General features: G+C 66.5%; 16 protein-coding genes and 2 tRNA genes. 11 read left to right on the top strand and 7 right to left on the bottom strand.

Annotated features, from left to right (window positions below; translation table 11 throughout):
* The first annotated feature begins 66 nt into the window (after positions 1 to 66).
* Positions 67 to 1,008 (top strand): class I SAM-dependent DNA methyltransferase, encoded by a 942-nt coding sequence (locus F804_RS0113390; RefSeq protein WP_028725981.1) that lies wholly within the window; start codon positions 67 to 69, stop codon positions 1,006 to 1,008.
* A gap of 118 nt (positions 1,009 to 1,126) precedes the next feature.
* On the opposite strand, the gene F804_RS0113385 is transcribed toward F804_RS0113390, so the two are convergent.
* The 3 genes from F804_RS0113385 to F804_RS0113375 form a co-directional block, all read right to left on the bottom strand.
* A tRNA-Arg gene (locus tag F804_RS0113385) sits at positions 1,127 to 1,203 on the bottom strand.
* A gap of 197 nt (positions 1,204 to 1,400) precedes the next feature.
* A tRNA-Arg gene (locus tag F804_RS0113380) sits at positions 1,401 to 1,477 on the bottom strand.
* Positions 1,478 to 1,574: 97 nt separating this feature from the next.
* Positions 1,575 to 2,993, bottom strand: coding sequence for a sensor histidine kinase (locus tag F804_RS0113375; RefSeq protein ID WP_022708257.1), 1,419 nt, complete (start codon positions 2,991 to 2,993; stop codon positions 1,575 to 1,577).
* A 253-nt stretch (positions 2,994 to 3,246) separates the two neighbouring features.
* On the opposite strand from F804_RS0113375, the gene rpmH reads away from it, so the two are divergent.
* From rpmH to F804_RS0113325, 10 genes are all read left to right on the top strand, one after another.
* The gene (gene rpmH / locus F804_RS0113370; protein WP_028725980.1) at positions 3,247 to 3,381 is read left to right on the top strand and encodes a 50S ribosomal protein L34; all 135 of its coding nucleotides are present in this window, start codon (positions 3,247 to 3,249) and stop codon (positions 3,379 to 3,381) included.
* A gap of 113 nt (positions 3,382 to 3,494) precedes the next feature.
* On the top strand, positions 3,495 to 3,836 hold the full coding sequence (gene rnpA, locus F804_RS0113365) for a ribonuclease P protein component (protein ID WP_028725979.1): 342 nt from the start codon (positions 3,495 to 3,497) through the stop codon (positions 3,834 to 3,836).
* On the top strand, positions 3,833 to 4,099 hold the full coding sequence (gene yidD / locus F804_RS0113360; protein ID WP_022708254.1) for a membrane protein insertion efficiency factor YidD: 267 nt from the start codon (positions 3,833 to 3,835) through the stop codon (positions 4,097 to 4,099). Before rnpA ends, yidD begins: the two co-directional genes overlap by 4 nt.
* On the top strand, positions 4,083 to 4,970 hold the full coding sequence (gene ttcA, locus F804_RS0113355; protein WP_022708253.1) for a tRNA 2-thiocytidine(32) synthetase TtcA: 888 nt from the start codon (positions 4,083 to 4,085) through the stop codon (positions 4,968 to 4,970). The genes yidD and ttcA overlap by 17 nt, the downstream gene beginning before the upstream one ends.
* Before the next feature lie 58 nt (positions 4,971 to 5,028).
* On the top strand, positions 5,029 to 6,321 hold the full coding sequence (locus tag F804_RS17030; RefSeq protein ID WP_022708252.1) for an EAL domain-containing protein: 1,293 nt from the start codon (positions 5,029 to 5,031) through the stop codon (positions 6,319 to 6,321).
* A 120-nt stretch (positions 6,322 to 6,441) separates the two neighbouring features.
* On the top strand, positions 6,442 to 8,274 hold the full coding sequence (yidC, locus tag F804_RS0113345; protein ID WP_022708251.1) for a membrane protein insertase YidC: 1,833 nt from the start codon (positions 6,442 to 6,444) through the stop codon (positions 8,272 to 8,274).
* On the top strand, positions 8,274 to 9,032 hold the full coding sequence (locus F804_RS0113340) for an MOSC domain-containing protein (RefSeq protein ID WP_022708250.1): 759 nt from the start codon (positions 8,274 to 8,276) through the stop codon (positions 9,030 to 9,032). Before yidC ends, F804_RS0113340 begins: the two co-directional genes overlap by 1 nt.
* Entirely contained in the window at positions 9,029 to 9,679 is a 651-nt protein-coding gene (yihA, locus tag F804_RS0113335) for a ribosome biogenesis GTP-binding protein YihA/YsxC (RefSeq protein ID WP_022708249.1), read from the top strand. The genes F804_RS0113340 and yihA overlap by 4 nt, the downstream gene beginning before the upstream one ends.
* A gap of 62 nt (positions 9,680 to 9,741) precedes the next feature.
* On the top strand, positions 9,742 to 10,641 hold the full coding sequence (gene argB, locus F804_RS0113330; protein WP_028725977.1) for an acetylglutamate kinase: 900 nt from the start codon (positions 9,742 to 9,744) through the stop codon (positions 10,639 to 10,641).
* 72 nt (positions 10,642 to 10,713) lie between these two features.
* The gene (locus F804_RS0113325; protein ID WP_022708247.1) at positions 10,714 to 11,232 is read left to right on the top strand and encodes a SixA phosphatase family protein; all 519 of its coding nucleotides are present in this window, start codon (positions 10,714 to 10,716) and stop codon (positions 11,230 to 11,232) included.
* 67 nt (positions 11,233 to 11,299) lie between these two features.
* Here F804_RS0113325 and F804_RS0113320 read toward each other — a convergent pair whose 3' ends face one another.
* From F804_RS0113320 to F804_RS0113305, 4 genes are all read right to left on the bottom strand, one after another.
* Complete coding sequence (locus F804_RS0113320) at positions 11,300 to 12,088, bottom strand: amino acid ABC transporter ATP-binding protein (protein WP_022708246.1); 789 nt, start codon at positions 12,086 to 12,088, stop codon at positions 11,300 to 11,302.
* A 10-nt stretch (positions 12,089 to 12,098) separates the two neighbouring features.
* The gene (locus tag F804_RS0113315; RefSeq protein ID WP_022708245.1) at positions 12,099 to 13,553 is read right to left on the bottom strand and encodes an amino acid ABC transporter permease; all 1,455 of its coding nucleotides are present in this window, start codon (positions 13,551 to 13,553) and stop codon (positions 12,099 to 12,101) included.
* Between the two features lies 1 nt (position 13,554).
* Positions 13,555 to 14,811, bottom strand: a complete 1,257-nt coding sequence (locus F804_RS0113310) for an amino acid ABC transporter permease (protein WP_022708244.1) — start codon at positions 14,809 to 14,811, stop codon at positions 13,555 to 13,557.
* 132 nt (positions 14,812 to 14,943) lie between these two features.
* A complete protein-coding gene (locus tag F804_RS0113305) occupies positions 14,944 to 15,969 on the bottom strand; it encodes an amino acid ABC transporter substrate-binding protein (protein WP_022708243.1) in 1,026 nt (341 codons plus the stop codon).
* Between the last annotated feature and the right edge of the window lie 112 nt (positions 15,970 to 16,081).

The following is a 16,081-nucleotide window of genomic DNA, read 5'->3' as shown; positions in this document are numbered from 1 at the left end:
CGCCCCGCATCGGCATAGATGGCGCTTGCGGTCGGATGGCGACCGCTTCTTTCCCAGAAGCTGAACATGTCGATACTCTCCCTGTCGTCGGGCGATCTGATTGCGGATCGTCGCGCCGAATATGCCGAGGCGATGCTGCCCGGCGACGCGAATGCCGCATCCGAGATCTATCTCCAGGCGCTGGAACTGCGGCCCGACTGGGTCGCGGGCTGGTTCCGCCTGGGCGAGATCCGCATGGCGGCGGGCCTGCCCCTGGCCGATGACGCCTTCCGCCGCGCGCTCGATCTGGACCCCGAGGACCGGCTGGGCGCGGCGCTGTGCCTCGATCTGCTGCGGGACCGCTCGTTGGCCGATGCCATGCCCTCGGCCTTCGTCGAGACGCTGTTCGACCAATATGCCGCTGGCTTCGAGGAATCGCTGGTCGAGAAGCTGGACTATCGCGCGCCGGAACTGATCGCATCCGGCCTTGCAGGTCCGCTTGGGCGCGTTCTCGACCTCGGCTGCGGCACCGGACTGATGGGCACGCATCTGCGCGACCGCGCGGACTGGCTGGAGGGGTGGGACATCTCGGCCGAGATGCTGCGCGAGGCCGGGGCCAAGGGCATCTATGACCGGCTGTCCAAGGCCGACCTCTCGGCGCTGACCCCGCAGGCGGGCCGGTGGGATCTGGTCACCGCCGCCGACGTCTTCGCCTATCTTGGCGCGTTGGAGCAGATCGTGGCCTGGGTCGCGCAGGCGCTGCGCCCCGGCGGCCGCTTCGCCTTCACGGTCGAGGCGCATGACGGGACCGAGGCCTATGTCCTGCGCCCCAGCCGTCGCTTCGCCCATGCCGCGCCGCATCTTGCGACGCTGCTGGATCACGCGGGCTTCGACGCGTGCCTGACGCCTGCGGTGCTGCGACAGGATCGGGGCATGCCGATTCACGGGCTGGTCGTGCAGGCCGTCCGCCGCGGCGCCCTTGACGCGCGCCAGGATGCGGATCGCGACCGGCTGGTGCCACTGGCCTGATCCGGCGCAGGACAGAATCGGCTGCCGTCGCGACCGGCAGCCGCAAGCCTTCGGGAACGACGTGAAGGGCCCCGACCGAAACGGTCGCCGCCTTGCTGGTCTTCCGATGATGGGGAAATGGCGGACCCGGAGCGATTCGAACGCCCGACCCCCAGATTCGTAGTCTGGTGCTCTATCCAGCTGAGCTACGGGTCCGTCTGTGTGGGCGGTTACTAACCGCGGTCGCCGGCGGCTGCAAGGGGCATTCCGACAAGTATGTGACGAATTCGGCGGGATATTTTCGGACACACTTCTTGAACGGTCCCCACGCTGCCGATGGCATCGAATCGAACCGAAGGACGCGCAATATGCCCCAGGGCACTGGCGATGCGTCGATTTGGATTATGGGGAAATGGCGGACCCGGAGCGATTCGAACGCCCGACCCCCAGATTCGTAGTCTGGTGCTCTATCCAGCTGAGCTACGGGTCCGTCTGTGAGGGCGGTTACTAACCGTGGGTGCGGGGGGACGCAAGGCCCATTCGTCGGGGTGTCGAAACTTTTCGCAGGCAACGCCAGGAACGCGGCGTCAGGCGGGGGCACCCTCGCGCGCTGGCATCTGCGCCAGGTCGCGCGGCAGCTTGATGCAGAATTCCGACCCGTCCTCGTCGCTGCGCATCAGGTTCAGGCTGCCCCCGTGCCCACGCACGAGGTCGGCGGCGATGGTCAGGCCAAGCCCGGTCCCTCCGCGGCGCGTGCTGCCCGAGAAGGGCTTGAACAGGTATTCCCGCGCCTTTTCGGGCAGCCCCGGCCCGCTGTCGCCCACGCGGATCCACCAGTCGGATTCGCCCTCGCCCGCGCTCAGCTCGATCGTGCCGTTCTGGCCCGTCCCCTCGATCGCCTGCCGCGCGTTGCGCACCAGGTTCGACAGCACGCGATACAGCTGGTCGCGATCCGCGCGCAGGATCATGCCGCCGGGAATGTCGGTCAGGAAATCGACCTTGCCCGCAGCCTCGCCCGCAAGGGTCTCGGCCTCGACGACCTCCTGTGCCAGCTGGGCCAGGTTGAAGCGCGACAGCGTGGGCGCGGGTTCCTCGGCCTTGCCGAAGGCCAGCGTCGTCTCGCACAGGTTCACCGCCCGCGTGATCGAGTTCACCAGCTTGGGCGCGGCCCGCCGCACCTTGGGGTCGGCGCTGTCCTCCAGCCGGTCGGCGAAGATCTGCGCCGTGGTCAGGATGTTGCGCAGGTCGTGGCTGATCTTGGCGACCGCCTGCCCCAGCTGGGCCATGCGCTCTTTCTGTTTCAGCGACGAGGTCACGGTCTGCTGCATGGTCTGAAGCGCGGTCTCGGCCTCGCGCAGCTCCTCCAGCCGGGCATCGGGGATGATGATGCTGCGCGCATCCTCGGGGGCGCCGGCATAGGCGGACATATGCGTGATCACCCGCCGAATCGGCGCAAGGATCATGCGCTGCGCCGCAAGGAACAGCAGCACCGCCGTCAGGATCGAGAACAGCGCCGACACCGCCAGAAGCCGCAGGACATATTCCACCATCGCCTGCCGCAGGGGCAGGGTCTCCATCGTGATCTCGATCAGCTGGCCCGCCTGGTTCACGGGAGAGCCGATCACCCGGATCACGCGGTTCTCGGAATCGGCGATGGCGATCAGCGAATCGTCGATGGTCTGCATCACGCCATCCTCGCGCAGGTCGTATGTCGCGACGACCGGGCCGGGAATCGGCGAGGACAGGACCAGCTGGCGGATGTCGTCGCGCCGCAGGACCACGTTGAACACGCCAGCGTTCTGCAGCAGCTCCGATTCCAGGTCGGAGGCCAGCGTCTCGTCGGTGGCCAGCAGCGCAAGGCTTGCGATCTGCGCTCGTTCCAGCCGCGATTCGAGGTAGTCCAGCCGGAATCCCGCCAGCGACGGCAGCAGGATGAACAGCTCGGCCAGCAGGACGAACATCATCGTCAAGGCGGCGAATCGGCCAGAGATCGTGTTCAGTCTCATGTTATCGTGGTCTTTTCTTCGCAGGCAGCCGCTTTTGGGATGGATCCGTCATGGATTGCACATCAAACGAATGTGATTGAACCGAAGTTCCACGTCTATTTGGGCATCGTCGAACCCGTTTTGCATGGTTGACGCGCGGAAGGTTCTTCACTAATGAGCGGGCTTCGAATGACCGGCGCCGTGGCGCGGGGCAGTTTTCTGCAACCTGCCCCGTACGGTGACCATCCGCAAGATACGACACCGGAGTATGACCATGAAGCGCACCTTCCAACCCTCGAACCTCGTTCGTGCGCGCCGTCACGGCTTCCGCGCCCGCATGGCCACCAAAGGCGGCCGTCGCGTGCTGAACGCCCGTCGCGCCAAGGGCCGCAAGCGTCTGTCGGCGTGATCGCCTAGGCGATCCTGTCGGCGGCTTTGCTGCCTGCAAGACTACTCGAGATGCCGCCCCTGCCCCATCCCGCAGACGATACGTCGCCGGATGCAGACCGGGCGGCATTTCGCATGTCTGCGTCCATGCCGAAGGTGATCGCGAAACGCGCCGATTTCCTTCTTTGCGCCAAGGCGTCGCGCACGCCGATGCCAGCCTTCCTGCTTCAGGCCCGCGATCGCGGGGATGACGGGGAATTGCGCATCGGCTTCACCTGCTCGAAGAAGCTGGGCAATGCCGTGGCGCGCAACCGCGCCAAGCGCCGCCTGCGCGAGATCGCGCGCCTCGTGCTGCCGCAGGACGGCCGCCGGGGCTGGGACTATGTGCTGGTCGGCCGCCCCGAGGCCACCGCGACCCGCGATTTCGCCCAGATGCAGGACGAACTGCGCCGCGCCCTGCGCAAGGTGCACAGATGAGCCCCCTTGCACGGATCGCGGCCCTGCCCGTCCGTGCCTACAGGCTTGTCGCATCCCCCTGGGTCGGTCACGGCTGCCGGTTCCAGCCGACCTGCTCGGCCTATGCGCTGCAGGCCCTCGAACGTCACGGTGCATGGCGGGGCGGATTGCTGACGCTGCGCCGCATCGGTCGCTGCCACCCCTGGGGCGGCCAAGGTTATGACCCCGTGCCGGGCGCCGACCCGGACCACGACCAGAAGGTTCGCGATGCTGGACGACGCTGACGATTCCGATATCCACCCGCTCTTCGCGGGCGCCCCCTCCTCGACCGAGTTCCGCAAGCTGCGCAAGCGCCTGGTGCGCGAGACCCGCGCCGCGATCGAGGATTACGGCATGGTCCGCCCCGGCGACCGCTGGCTGGTCTGCCTGTCGGGCGGCAAGGACAGCTATACCCTGCTGGCGATCCTGCACGAGTTGCAGTGGCGCGGCGTTCTGCCGGTCGAGCTGCTGGCCTGCAACCTGGACCAGGGGCAGCCGAACTTTCCGGCGACGGTGCTGCCGGCCTTCCTGAAGGAACGCGGCGTTCCGCACCGGATCGAATACCAGGACACCTATTCCATCGTGAAGGAGAAGGTGCCCGCCGGCCGGACCTATTGCGCGCTGTGTTCGCGGCTGCGTCGCGGCAATCTCTATCGCATCGCGCGCGAGGAAGGCTGTTCCGCCGTGGTGCTGGGCCACCACCGCGACGACATGCTGGAAACCTTCTTCATGAACCTGTTCCACGGCGGGCGGCTGGCCACCATGCCGCCCAAGCTGCTGAACGAGGATGGCGACCTGACGGTCCTGCGCCCCTTGGCCTATGTGGCCGAGGACGATTGCGACCGCTTCGCGCGGGCCATGAACTATCCCATCATTCCCTGCGATCTCTGCGGCAGCCAGGAGGGCCTGCAGCGCGTCCAGGTCAAGCGCATGCTGGACGAATGGGAGGCACGCACCCCCGGACGCCGGCAGGTGATGTTCCGGTCGCTGATGAACGTGCGCCCCTCGCATCTGCTGGATCCGAAACTGTTCGATTTTTCGGGACTTTTCCCGGGCGATCCGGCCGAAAATGCCGATCCGGTGCCCGATCTGGGGCGTGGAACGCAGGAACATTAACGGAACGACAAGCAATCGGGTCTAATGCTCGTGTCGGTGATTCCGTGAAAGGTCCGGCATGTCCAAGAAACTCGATCGCATCCTCTCGCCGTTCCGCAGGCTGACGAAACCGGCCGATCCGCAGGACCTTGCGCGCAGCGTGCTTCTTCTGCGGCTCGAGAATATCGAGAGCCTGTCCCAGATCCTCGACAAGACGGCGGTCAGCCACCTGATCGTGCAGCTGTCCATGACGCTCGGGGGGGCGGTCAGGCCCTGCGACCCGCTGCAGATCGTGGGGCCGGGCTTGTTCGCGGTGGTGCTGCGCGACCGGTCCGAACGCGACGCGATGCAGGTGGGGCGCAGGCTGCACCAGCTGGGCCAGCGGACCATCCCCCTTGGCGGGCGCAACGTGACGCCGGTGCTGACGGGCGTGCTGGTCCATGCCGACGCGCCCGACCTGCCCGATGTCACGCTGATGACCGACAACGCGCTGCGCCGGATGCGCGGGCTGCCCGACAGCGCGCTTGGGCGGATGACGATGTATGCCCACGATCCCGCGCTTGCCTCGGGCGACCTGGCCGCCACCGTTTCCGACGCCATCCGCGCCGGAGAGTTCGAGGCCTTCTTCCAGCCCCAGCAATGCTGCCATTCGGGCCGCATCACCGGCTTCGAGGCGCTGGCCCGCTGGAACCACCCGCAGCGCGGGCTTCTGCCCCCCGGCGCCTTCATGCCGCAGATGGGCGATGCCGATCACAACAGCCTGACGCTGGTGATGCTGGCGCAGTCCATGCAGGCGCTGAAGGCATGGGACCGGGCGGGCTTCGACGTGCCGACCGTCTCGATCAACATCTCGAACTGCGAACTGTCCAGCCGCGGCTTCGCCGATTGCCTGCTGTGGGAACTGGACCGCCACGAGATCGCGCCCGCCCGGCTGGTGGTCGAGGTTCTGGAGAGCGTGGGGCCCGTGACCAGCAATGCCGAAACGCGGGTGAACCTGGGCAAGCTGGCCAAGGCCGGCTGTTGTATCGACCTGGACGATTTCGGCACGGGCTATGCCAGCCTGGACGCGATCCGGCAGTTCGGCATCCACCGCATCAAGATCGACCGCAGCTTCGTGACCGCCTGCGACGTGGATGCGGGCCAGCAGCGGATGATCCTTGCGATCCTGGCCCTGGCCGAGCGGCTGGGCATCGCCGCCCTGGCCGAGGGCGTCGAGACCCGCGAGGAATACGCCTTCCTCGCGCAGATGGGCTGCGACGAGGTTCAGGGCTATGCCATCGCGCGACCCATGCCGCTGTCGGCGACGCATGATTTCCTGACCGCGCAGGCGACCGCCGCATCGCAGCTGCCGCAGATCGCGAAACGGGGCTGAACGCCACGTTTTCACGGGCCGCGCAGCCCCGCCAAGGGCCGCGAAAGCCCAATTCCGCTTGACCTTTCGGGGTCCGTTCTGTTGAACCGGCGCGACTGACGCGATGACGGTGGTGACGGAATGGACGACAACAACCGCAATCTGATCCTGGCGACCGTGCTGTCGTTCCTGGTGATCATGGTCTGGTACACGGTGTTCGCACCGGAACCTGCCACGGATCAACCCTCGGGACAGCCCGTGGCCGAGCAGAGCATGCCCGACCAGCCCCTTGCCCCCGCCACGACCGCGGGCAACGGCGCCGACCTGGCCGAGACCCCCGAGACCGCGGGCGACGAGCCCGTGGGCCGCGTGGCGATCGACTCGCCCGCGCTGGAAGGCTCGATCTCGCTGGCCGGCGGTCGCGTGGACGACCTGCTGCTGCTGCGCTACCGCGAAGAGAACGACGACAGCTCGCCCAATGTGCGCCTTCTGTCGCCCTCTTCCGCCACGGCCGAGGCCGCGATCGAATCCGGCGTCTCGAAGCCCTATTACGCCGTCTATGGCTGGACCCCCGGCGCGGGCACGGACCCGTCGCTGGTCCCGAACCCCGCGACCGTCTGGACGCTGGAACAGGGCGAGACCCTGTCGCCCGGCAACCCGGTCACGCTGGCATGGGACAACGGCGCGGGCCAGGTCTTCCGCCGCACCTTCGCGCTTGACGACAACTATCTGTTCACCGTCAGCCAGAGCGTCGAGAACAACGGCGACCAGGCCTTCGCCGCCGCCCCCTATGGCATCATCGCCCGCCACGGCGAACCCGACACGCAGAACTTCTTCGTGCTGCACGAGGGCGTCGTCGGCATGCAGGACGGCACCCTGATCGAACAGGATTACGACGACCTGCCCGATTTCGAACAACAGCCCCGCGAGGGCCGCGCCGAGATCTTCGAGGTCGAAGAGAACGGCTGGATCGGCTTCACCGACAAGTACTGGATGACGACGCTGGCACCCGCACCGGGCCAGGCCTTCACCGCGGTCGTGAAATACGCCGACGGCGCCGACATCTACCAGACCGAGGCCCGCTTCCCGATGCAGACCGTCCAGCCGGGCGCGACCGCATCCTCGGACAGCTATCTCTTTGCCGGCGCCAAGGTCTGGGAGGTCATCAAGGGCTACGAGGACGACCTGGGCATCCAGGGCTTCGTCGACTCGATCGACTGGGGCTGGTTCTACTTCCTGACCAAGCCGATCTTCCGCCTGCTGCACTTCCTGCACGGCATCATCGGCAACATGGGCTGGGCGATCATCGCGCTGACCGTCGTGCTGAAGATGCTGGTCTTCCCGCTGGCGCGCAAATCCTACATCTCGATGGCGAAGATGAAGGAACTGCAGCCCCAGATGGAGGAGATCAAGACCCGCACCGGCGACGACCGGATGAAGTTCCAGAAAGAGGTGATGGAGCTGTACAAGCGCGAGAAGGTGAACCCCGCCGCGGGCTGCCTTCCGATCCTGCTGCAGATCCCGATCTTCTTCTCGCTCTACAAGGTGATCTTCGTCACGATCGAACTGCGCCACGCGCCCTGGATCGGCTGGATCCGCGACCTCTCGGCGCCGGACCCCTCCAGCCTGCTGAACCTGTTCGGCGTCCTGCCCTTCGCGGCACCGGCGCAAGGCACGCTTCTGCACTCGCTGTCGCTGCCGGCGCTGGCGATCCTGCTGGGTGTCAGCATGTGGATGCAGCAGCGTCTGAACCCGACGCCGCAGGACCCGTCGCAGAAGATGATCTTCGCGCTGATGCCCTGGATCTTCATGTTCATGCTGGGCGGCTTCGCCTCGGGGCTGGTCCTGTACTGGATCACGAACAACACGATCACGATCATCCAGCAGTACACGATCATGTCGATGCACGGCCACCGGCCCGACCTGTTCGGCAACATCCGCGCCTCGCTGCCGTCGCGCGGCAAGGGCAAGTGATGGGCGCGCCGCGTCTGGCCATGATCCGTCGCCATCCGGTCAAGTCGATCGGAGGCGAGGGGCTGGACGCGGTGCGCCTGCAGCCCGCCACCCGCATGCCGGGCGACCGCGAATGGGCGGTTCTGACCGAGGCGGGCGAGCGGCTGGCCATTGCCAGTGAAACCGAAGGGCAGCCGGATCGCTGGCTGCCCAAATCCGCCTTTCTGCGCGGCGTCGCCTCGGCCGATCTGCAGGCCATCGACGGCGGCTGGCGCGACGGGCTTCTGCACCTTGCACATCCCCGCGCGGGCACCATCACGCTGGATCCCGAAACCGAGGGGCCGCGCCTGATCGACTGGCTGCGCCCGCTGTGGCACGGCCCCGCGCCGACGCGCCTTCTCCGCGGCGCGGCGATCTGGACCGACCAGAAATGGCCCTGGCTGTCGATCCTGTCGCTGGACAGCCTGCGCGACCTCGAGGCCCGCACGGGCCTTGTCGCGGGCCATCGTCGCTGGCGCGGCAACCTGTGGATCGAGGGCCTCGCCCCCTTCGAGGAGCGCGACTGGATCGGCCGCGTCATCCGCCTGGGCGAGGTCGAGCTGCGCGTCACCGACCATGTGACCCGCTGCGAGGCCACCAGCATCGACACGACCACCGGCCAGCGCGACATCGACATGCTGGACGCGCTGCGCCAGAATTATGGACATACCGATTTCGGCGTCTTTGCCGAGGTCGTCACCGGCGGCACGATCCGCCTTCAGGATCAGGTTACCGCATGAAGGTCTCTTTCCCCGTCGCCCCCGAACCCGAAGCCCATGTCGCCGAAGCCGCGCGCCAGCTGTTCGCGGGTCCGGTCGATTTCCTCAAGGGTGTCGTCGCCATGGACGGCCTGCCCCCCGCCGACCGCCCCGAGATCTGCTTCGCGGGCCGCAGCAACGTGGGCAAGTCCAGCCTGATCAACGCGCTGACCGGCCGCAAGGGCATCGCCCGCGCCTCGAACACGCCGGGCCGCACGCAGGAAATCAACTATTTCAAGCTGGGCGAGCGCGCCTTCATGGTCGACCTTCCGGGCTATGGCTTTGCCAAGGCGCCGCTGCCGGTCGTCCAGAAATGGCAGACGCTGCTGAAATCCTATCTGGCGGGGCGGCCGACGCTGCGCCGCGCCTTCTGCCTGATCGATTCGCGCCACGGCATCAAGCCCGTCGACCACGAGATCATGACCCTGCTGGACCGCTCTGCCGTGCCCTTCCAGGTCGTGCTGACCAAGGCCGACAAGCTGGGCCCGAACGCGATCAAGCCGGTCATCGCCCAATGCGAGGAAGAGCTGCAGAAGCACCCCGCCGCCTTCCCCGAGCTGGTCGTCACCTCGTCCGAGAAGGCCGACGGGATCGCCACGCTTCGCGCCATCATCGCCGGGCTGGACTGAACCGCCCGCGCGTCCTAGGGTCCGCCCCTAATCACGGGGATCAAGGGATGAGAAAGCAGAACATGAACCGGGACTGGATCGCCACCGCACGCACGCTTTCGGAAGCCCTGCCCTATCTGCAGCGCTATTCAGGCGCGGTGGTCGTGGTCAAGTTCGGCGGCAACGCCATGGGCGACGACGATGCGATGGCGGAATTCGCCCGCGACATCGTGCTGATGAAGCAGGTCGGCATGAACCCCATCGTCTGCCATGGCGGCGGCCCGATGATCAACGAACTGCTGGGCAAGCTGGGCATCGAGAGCAATTTCGTCCGCGGCAAGCGCGTCACCACCAAGGAGACCGTCGAGGTCGTCGAGATGGTGCTCTCGGGCCTGGTGAACAAGCGCATCGTCCAGGCGATCAACGATGCCGGAGGCCGCGCGGTCGGGATCTCCGGCAAGGATGACGACATGATGGTCTGCGAGGCGGACGATCCCGAACTGGGCTTCGTCGGCCGCCCCGTCGAGATGAACGTCCAGATCATCCGCGACCTCTATGGCGCGGGGATGATCCCGGTCATCGCCCCCGTCGCCACGGGGATGGAGGACAACGAGACCTTCAACGTCAACGGCGACACCGCCGCGGGCGCCATCGCCGGTGCGCTGCAGGCCGATCGCCTGCTGCTGCTGACCGACGTGGCGGGGGTCAAGGACGCCTCGGGCGAGGTCGTGACCCAGCTGACCCCGGACCAGGTGCGCGACATGATCGCCGACGGCCAGATCGCGGGCGGCATGATTCCCAAGACCGAGACCGCGCTGAAGGCGATCGAGGACGGCGTCCGCGCGGTCGTCATCCTGGACGGTCGCGTCCAGAACGCCTGCCTGCTGGAGCTGTTCACCGAGCATGGCGCGGGCTCGCTGATCCGCACGACCGAACCGCGCGTCAAGCCGCGCGGCCTGCGGCAGGGCGCAAGCGGCCTGTAACGCGCTTGCGGGGACAAGACGGGCTGTGGCAGGCTGCGATTCCTGCCACGGCACGAAAGGGCTGACCCGAACATGACCCCGCTTGGACATCGCCGACTGATCCTGACGCGACACGCGAAATCGGCGTGGGACGATCCGACGCTGGACGATCACGACCGGCCCCTGAACGAACGCGGACGCCGTTCCGCCCGCGCGCTTGGCGACTGGATGGCAAGCCGCGGCTACGAACCCGAAGAGGTTCTGTGCTCGACCGCGACGCGCACGCGCCAGACCTGGGACGTGGTGTCCGGCGCACCGCTGGAAGTGCGGCCCGTGATGCGCTTCGAGAAATCCCTCTATCATGCGGGGCCGGACCGGATGCTGGCGGTGCTGCGTTCGGCCACCCAGCCCACGGTGATGATGATCGGGCACAATCCCGGCATCTCGGAATTCGCGGCGATGCTGCCTGCGCGCGCGCCGCTGGACCCCGAGTTCCGCAGCTATCCGACCGCGGCGACCCTCGTCGTCGATTTCGAGGTCGAGAGCTGGGCCGACATCGCCCCCGGCAATGGCAGCGTGATGGATTTCATCCGTTTCGACGGGCGCAGCTGACAAGGCAGGCCCCGAAACGACGAAAGGCGGGGATCGCTCCCCGCCTTTGCGCATCTTGTGGCCCCGTTCAGTGCCCGAGGATCTGGCTGAGGAACAGCTTCGTCCGCTCGGATTTGGGGTTGTTGAAGAACTCGACCGGTTCGTTCTGCTCCACGATCTGGCCCTGATCCATGAAGATCACGCGGTTCGCCACGGCCTGGGCGAAGCCCATCTCGTGGGTGACGCACAGCATGGTCATCCCCTCCTCGGCCAGCTCGATCATGGTGTCCAGGACCTCCTTGATCATCTCGGGGTCCAGCGCGCTGGTCGGCTCGTCGAACAGCATGATGCGCGGCTGCATGCACAGCGACCGCGCGATGGCGACCCGCTGCTGCTGCCCGCCCGACAGCTGGCCCGGATACTTGTGGGCCTGGTCGGGGATCTTGACCTTGGACAGGAAGTGCATGGCCGTCTCCTCGGCCTGCTTCTTGGGAACCTTGCGCACCCAGATCGGCGCAAGCGTGCAGTTCTCCAGCACGGTCAGGTGCGGGAACAGGTTGAAGTGCTGGAACACCATGCCGACTTCGGACCGCACCTTGTCGATGTTCTTGATGTCGCTGGTCAGCTCGACCCCGTCCACGACGATATGGCCGGCCTGATGTTCCTCCAGCCGGTTGATGCAGCGGATCAGCGTCGATTTCCCGGACCCCGAGGGGCCCGCGATGACGATGCGTTCGCCGCGATGCACGGTCAGGTCGATGTCGCGCAGCACGTGGAAGGTGCCGTACCACTTGTTCATGTTCCGGATCTCGATCGCGACCTCGTCGCTGACCGTCATGTGGCTCCGGTCGATCTGGCGGGTGATGGTTTCGTTCATGATCCTGTCCTTAACGGTGACCACGCTGCAGACGGCGTTCCAGGTACATCGAGTACCGCGACATGCCGAAGCAGATGAGGAAGAAGATGAAGCCGACGAAGATGTAGGGTTCCCAGTAGATACCCTTCCAGGACGTGCTTGCGCGCACCGCGTCGGACATGGATTTCAGCGGATCGTACAGACCCACGAAGGTGACCAGCGTCGTGTCCTTGAACATGCCGATGAAGGTCGAGACGATCCCCGGGATCGAGATCTTCAGCGCCTGCGGCAGCACGATCAGCCGCTGCGCCTTCCAGTAGTCCAGCCCGAGCGCGTCCGCGGCCTCGTACTGGCCCTTGGGCAGCGCGGCCAGGCCCCCGCGGATCACCTCGGCCATGTAGGCCGCGGCGAAGACCGTCACCATGATGATGACGCGCAGGATGATGTCGAAGCTGGTCCCCGGCGGCAGGAAGTAGTTCAGCAGAAGCGACGCCACGAACAGCAGCGTGATCAGGGGCACGCCGCGGATGAACTCGATGAAGACGACGGCCAAGGTCGTGATCAGGAACATGTCCGAACGCCGCGCCAGCGCCAGCACGATCCCCAGGGGCAGCGACAGGGCGATGCCCGCCACGCCGATGGTGATCGACAGCAGGAACCCGCCGAAGCTGCTGGAGGCGACCGCGGGGATCCCCATCGGCAGCAGGTTCTGCGCATCGCCCGCCGCGTCGCCCGCGACGAACAGCCAGAAGACCACCGTCACCAGCGCCGCCATGATCGTGGCCAGCATCGCCGAGCGCGGCGACAGCACGCGCCAGGTGATCCAGCCGAGGACCGGCCCCACCAGCACGAAGATCGGACCCCAGAGCGATCCGCCCCACAGAAGCCAGACCCCCAGAAGCGGGAACAGCGCCGAGAAGGGCAGAAGCCGCGTGATCTCGGTCTCGGAGGCGTAGAAGGCGAAGGCCATGATCGCGACGGCGAAGACCAGCCACACGATGGGCGCGCCAAGCGCGATCATCGCCAGCAGCGTCAGCGCGACCGTTGCCGACAGCACGATCCGCCGGATCGACAGCGATGCGCCGAACAGGACGGGCATCAGCGCGACCATCAGCAGGCCGAAGGTCATCACCGGCCGCCAGTACAGCTCGGGCGGATAGAAGCCGAAGACATACTGGTTCCAGCGTTCGCGGATGACGGCGAAGCAGGCGCCGCGCGCGCCCTCGCCCCAGGTCTGGGCGATGATGTCGCGGCATTCGGGCAGGCTGTCCGCATTCCAGACGGAATGGGCGAACCAGTCCCCGAAGGCGACATAGAGGAACCAGATGATGGCCAGACCCAGCAGGGTCAGCACCGTGTTCACCGGCCCCGAGAACAGGTTCTCTCGCAGCCAGCGGACCGCGCCGGCCTGCTGGGCGGGCGGCGGGGCGGCGGGCAGCATGGTGTCGCGCACGAAGGCGACGGTCTGGGCGTGGGTATCGCTCATCTCACCGCTCCTTCAGCTTCACGCGGGAATTGAAGACGTTCATCCCCGCCGAGATGATCAGGCTGAGCGCCAGGTAGGTCAGCATCATCAGAAGGATGGCCTCCAGCTCTCGGCCGGTCTGGTTGAGGGTGGTCCCGCCAAGCGTGCCGCGCAGGTCCATGTAGCCGACCGCGATCGCCAGAGAGCTGTTCTTGGTCAGGTTCAGGTATTGCGAGATCAGCGGCGGAATGATGACCCGCAGCGCCTGCGGCAGGATCACCAGGTTCATCGTCCGCTTGGGACGCATGCCCAGGGCGAAGGCCGCCTCGGACTGGCCCTTGCTGACGGCCAGGATGCCCGCGCGCACGATCTCGGCGATGAACGCCGCGGTATAGAGCGTCAGCGCCAGCCACAGCGCGACCAGCGCGTTCGCGACGTTCAGGCCGCCCGAGAAGTTGAACCCCTTGAGCGAGGGGGGAACCAGGTGCAGGCCGAAATACCAGATCAGCAGCAGCGTCGGCACGGTCATGACGGCCAGCGACTTCCACCAGGTGGTCGGGCGCGTGCCCGTCTTGTCCTGCACCTTCTGCGCGTGATCGCGGATGCGGCCGCGCACGATCCAGCCAAGGACCAGCGCCGCGACGATCGCGATGGTGGCCCAGCTGATCGTGATGCGCGCGCCCAGATCCAGGCTGCCCGGGTCGTTCGTCATCCCCAGGGTGGGGATCGCGGTGTAGCGGTTCGTCAGCGCGACATTGTCCCACAGGATCATCGACCATGCCGGGTCCTCGCCGCGATAGGCGTTCGGCGCGGGCAGGATCTCGGTGAAGATCGCATAGATGATCAGGATCCACAGCAGCAGCGGCATGTTGCGGAAGATCTCGACGAAGACGGTCATCAGCCGCGCGAACAGCCAGTTGTTGGACAGGCGCGCGACGCCGACGGCGATGCCGACGACCGTGGCCGCGATGCAGCCCAGGATCGAGACGATCAGCGTGTTCAGAAGGCCCACGGCGGCGGCACGGAAATGCGTGTCGTCCGCGGTATAGGGGATCGGAGTCTGCGGGATGTCGTATCCCGCGCGGTTCCAGAGAAAGCCGAAATCGAAGGTCTTGCCCAGTGCCGCAAGGTTGCGGATCGTGTTATCCACCAGCCACCAGGCCGCAGCCATGACCAGGATGAACACGACGACCTGGAAGGTCAGCGACCGATATCGCCGATCGTTGATCAGCATGCTCGGTCGGAACGGCGGATTCGCCGGCGCCGGAAGGTCCGTCATAGAAATTTTCCCCTGTCACCCGCCATCGGCTTTGCGCCGTTTTGATAAGGCGGCGGGCTTATCGTTGAAAGTGACCCCCGCGCGGGCGCGAGGGTCGGACCGGTCCCCGAACGGGACCGGCCCTGTCCCGGATCAGCGGAACGGGGGCGCGTAGAGCAGGCCGCCCTGGGTCCACTGCGCGTTCAGGCCACGGGCCAGGCCGATCGGCGTCTGCTCACCGATATTGGCGGCGAAGATCTCGCCATAGTTGCCGCCCGCCTGGATGGCGCGCTTGGCCCATTCGGCGTCCAGGCCCAGCATGGCACCCAGCTCGTCGGTCGAACCCAGAAGGCGCTGGACCTCGGGGTTGTTCGAGGATTTCGACAGCTCCTCGATATTCTTCGAGGTGACGCCGTATTCCTCGGCCGCGACCAGTGCGTTCAGCGTCCAGCCCACGATGTCGCCCCAGTTGTTGTCGCCGTGGCGGACTGCCGGGCCAAGCGGCTCCTTCGAGATGATCTCGGGCAGGATGATGTGGTTTTCCGGATCCGCGAAGGCGGCGCGGGTCGCGGCCAGCCCCGAGGCGTCGGTGGTATAGGCGTCGCAGGCGCCCGCCATGTACTGCTGCTCGCCCTCGGCGTTGCTGTCGATGTTGACCGGGGTGTAGTCCATCTGGTTCGCGCGGAAATAGTCGGCGAGGTTCAGCTCGGTCGTGGTGCCGGTCTGGATGCAGATGGTCGCGCCGTCCAGTTCCTTGGCCGAGGTCACGCCCAGATCCTTGCGGACCATGAAGCCCTGGCCGTCATAGTAGTTCACGCCCGCGAAATCGAGCTTGAGGTCGGTGTCGCGCGAATAGGTCCAGGTCGAGTTGCGCGCCAGCACGTCGACTTCGCCCGAGCTGAGCGCCGTGAAGCGGGTCTGACCCGTGGTCGGCACGAATTTCACCTTCGACGAATCGCTGAGCACGGCGGCGGCGACCGCACGGCACAGCGCGACATCGAAGCCGGTCCAGTTGCCGTTCGCATCCGGTGCCGCGAAGCCGACGAGGCCGGTGTTCACGCCGCAGTTCAGCTCGTCACGTTCCTGCACTTGGGCCAGGGTCGATCCCTCTTGCGCCACACCCATGCCCGCGATCAGCGTCGCCGCGGCTGCCGTGCCCAGGAAAACCGATTTTTTCATTTCTACCTCTGTGTTGGAGCTTCCGGGCGACGTCAGACCCCGTCCGGACGCGGAATGGACCGCATTGGCGATCCTTATCGTTCTGGGGCCACGAATTGCCGCCCCAATAGGC

It is taken from the genome of Paracoccus zeaxanthinifaciens ATCC 21588, from assembly GCF_000420145.1.
Classification (GTDB): domain Bacteria; phylum Pseudomonadota; class Alphaproteobacteria; order Rhodobacterales; family Rhodobacteraceae; genus Paracoccus; species Paracoccus zeaxanthinifaciens.
Note: the sequence above shows the minus strand (reverse complement) of the source record. Positions and strands in the feature narration are given on the sequence as shown.

What these genes read in the sequence shown, in the direction of transcription:
- yihA (WP_022708249.1), top strand. Translation starts at nt 9,029, where the DNA reads ATGAAGGTCTCTTTCCCCGTCGCCCCCGAACCCGAAGCCCATGTCGCC.
- F804_RS0113305 (WP_022708243.1), bottom strand. Translation starts at nt 15,969, where the DNA reads ATGAAAAAATCGGTTTTCCTGGGCACGGCAGCCGCGGCGACGCTGATC.
- argB (WP_028725977.1), top strand. Translation starts at nt 9,742, where the DNA reads ATGAACCGGGACTGGATCGCCACCGCACGCACGCTTTCGGAAGCCCTG.
- yidD (WP_022708254.1), top strand. Translation starts at nt 3,833, where the DNA reads ATGAGCCCCCTTGCACGGATCGCGGCCCTGCCCGTCCGTGCCTACAGG.
- F804_RS0113315 (WP_022708245.1), bottom strand. Translation starts at nt 13,553, where the DNA reads ATGAGCGATACCCACGCCCAGACCGTCGCCTTCGTGCGCGACACCATG.
- yidC (WP_022708251.1), top strand. Translation starts at nt 6,442, where the DNA reads ATGGACGACAACAACCGCAATCTGATCCTGGCGACCGTGCTGTCGTTC.
- F804_RS0113390 (WP_028725981.1), top strand. Translation starts at nt 67, where the DNA reads ATGTCGATACTCTCCCTGTCGTCGGGCGATCTGATTGCGGATCGTCGC.
- F804_RS17030 (WP_022708252.1), top strand. Translation starts at nt 5,029, where the DNA reads ATGTCCAAGAAACTCGATCGCATCCTCTCGCCGTTCCGCAGGCTGACG.
- ttcA (WP_022708253.1), top strand. Translation starts at nt 4,083, where the DNA reads ATGCTGGACGACGCTGACGATTCCGATATCCACCCGCTCTTCGCGGGC.
- F804_RS0113310 (WP_022708244.1), bottom strand. Translation starts at nt 14,811, where the DNA reads ATGACGGACCTTCCGGCGCCGGCGAATCCGCCGTTCCGACCGAGCATG.
- rpmH (WP_028725980.1), top strand. Translation starts at nt 3,247, where the DNA reads ATGAAGCGCACCTTCCAACCCTCGAACCTCGTTCGTGCGCGCCGTCAC.
- rnpA (WP_028725979.1), top strand. Translation starts at nt 3,495, where the DNA reads ATGTCTGCGTCCATGCCGAAGGTGATCGCGAAACGCGCCGATTTCCTT.
- F804_RS0113325 (WP_022708247.1), top strand. Translation starts at nt 10,714, where the DNA reads ATGACCCCGCTTGGACATCGCCGACTGATCCTGACGCGACACGCGAAA.
- F804_RS0113340 (WP_022708250.1), top strand. Translation starts at nt 8,274, where the DNA reads ATGGGCGCGCCGCGTCTGGCCATGATCCGTCGCCATCCGGTCAAGTCG.
- F804_RS0113320 (WP_022708246.1), bottom strand. Translation starts at nt 12,088, where the DNA reads ATGAACGAAACCATCACCCGCCAGATCGACCGGAGCCACATGACGGTC.
- F804_RS0113375 (WP_022708257.1), bottom strand. Translation starts at nt 2,993, where the DNA reads ATGAGACTGAACACGATCTCTGGCCGATTCGCCGCCTTGACGATGATG.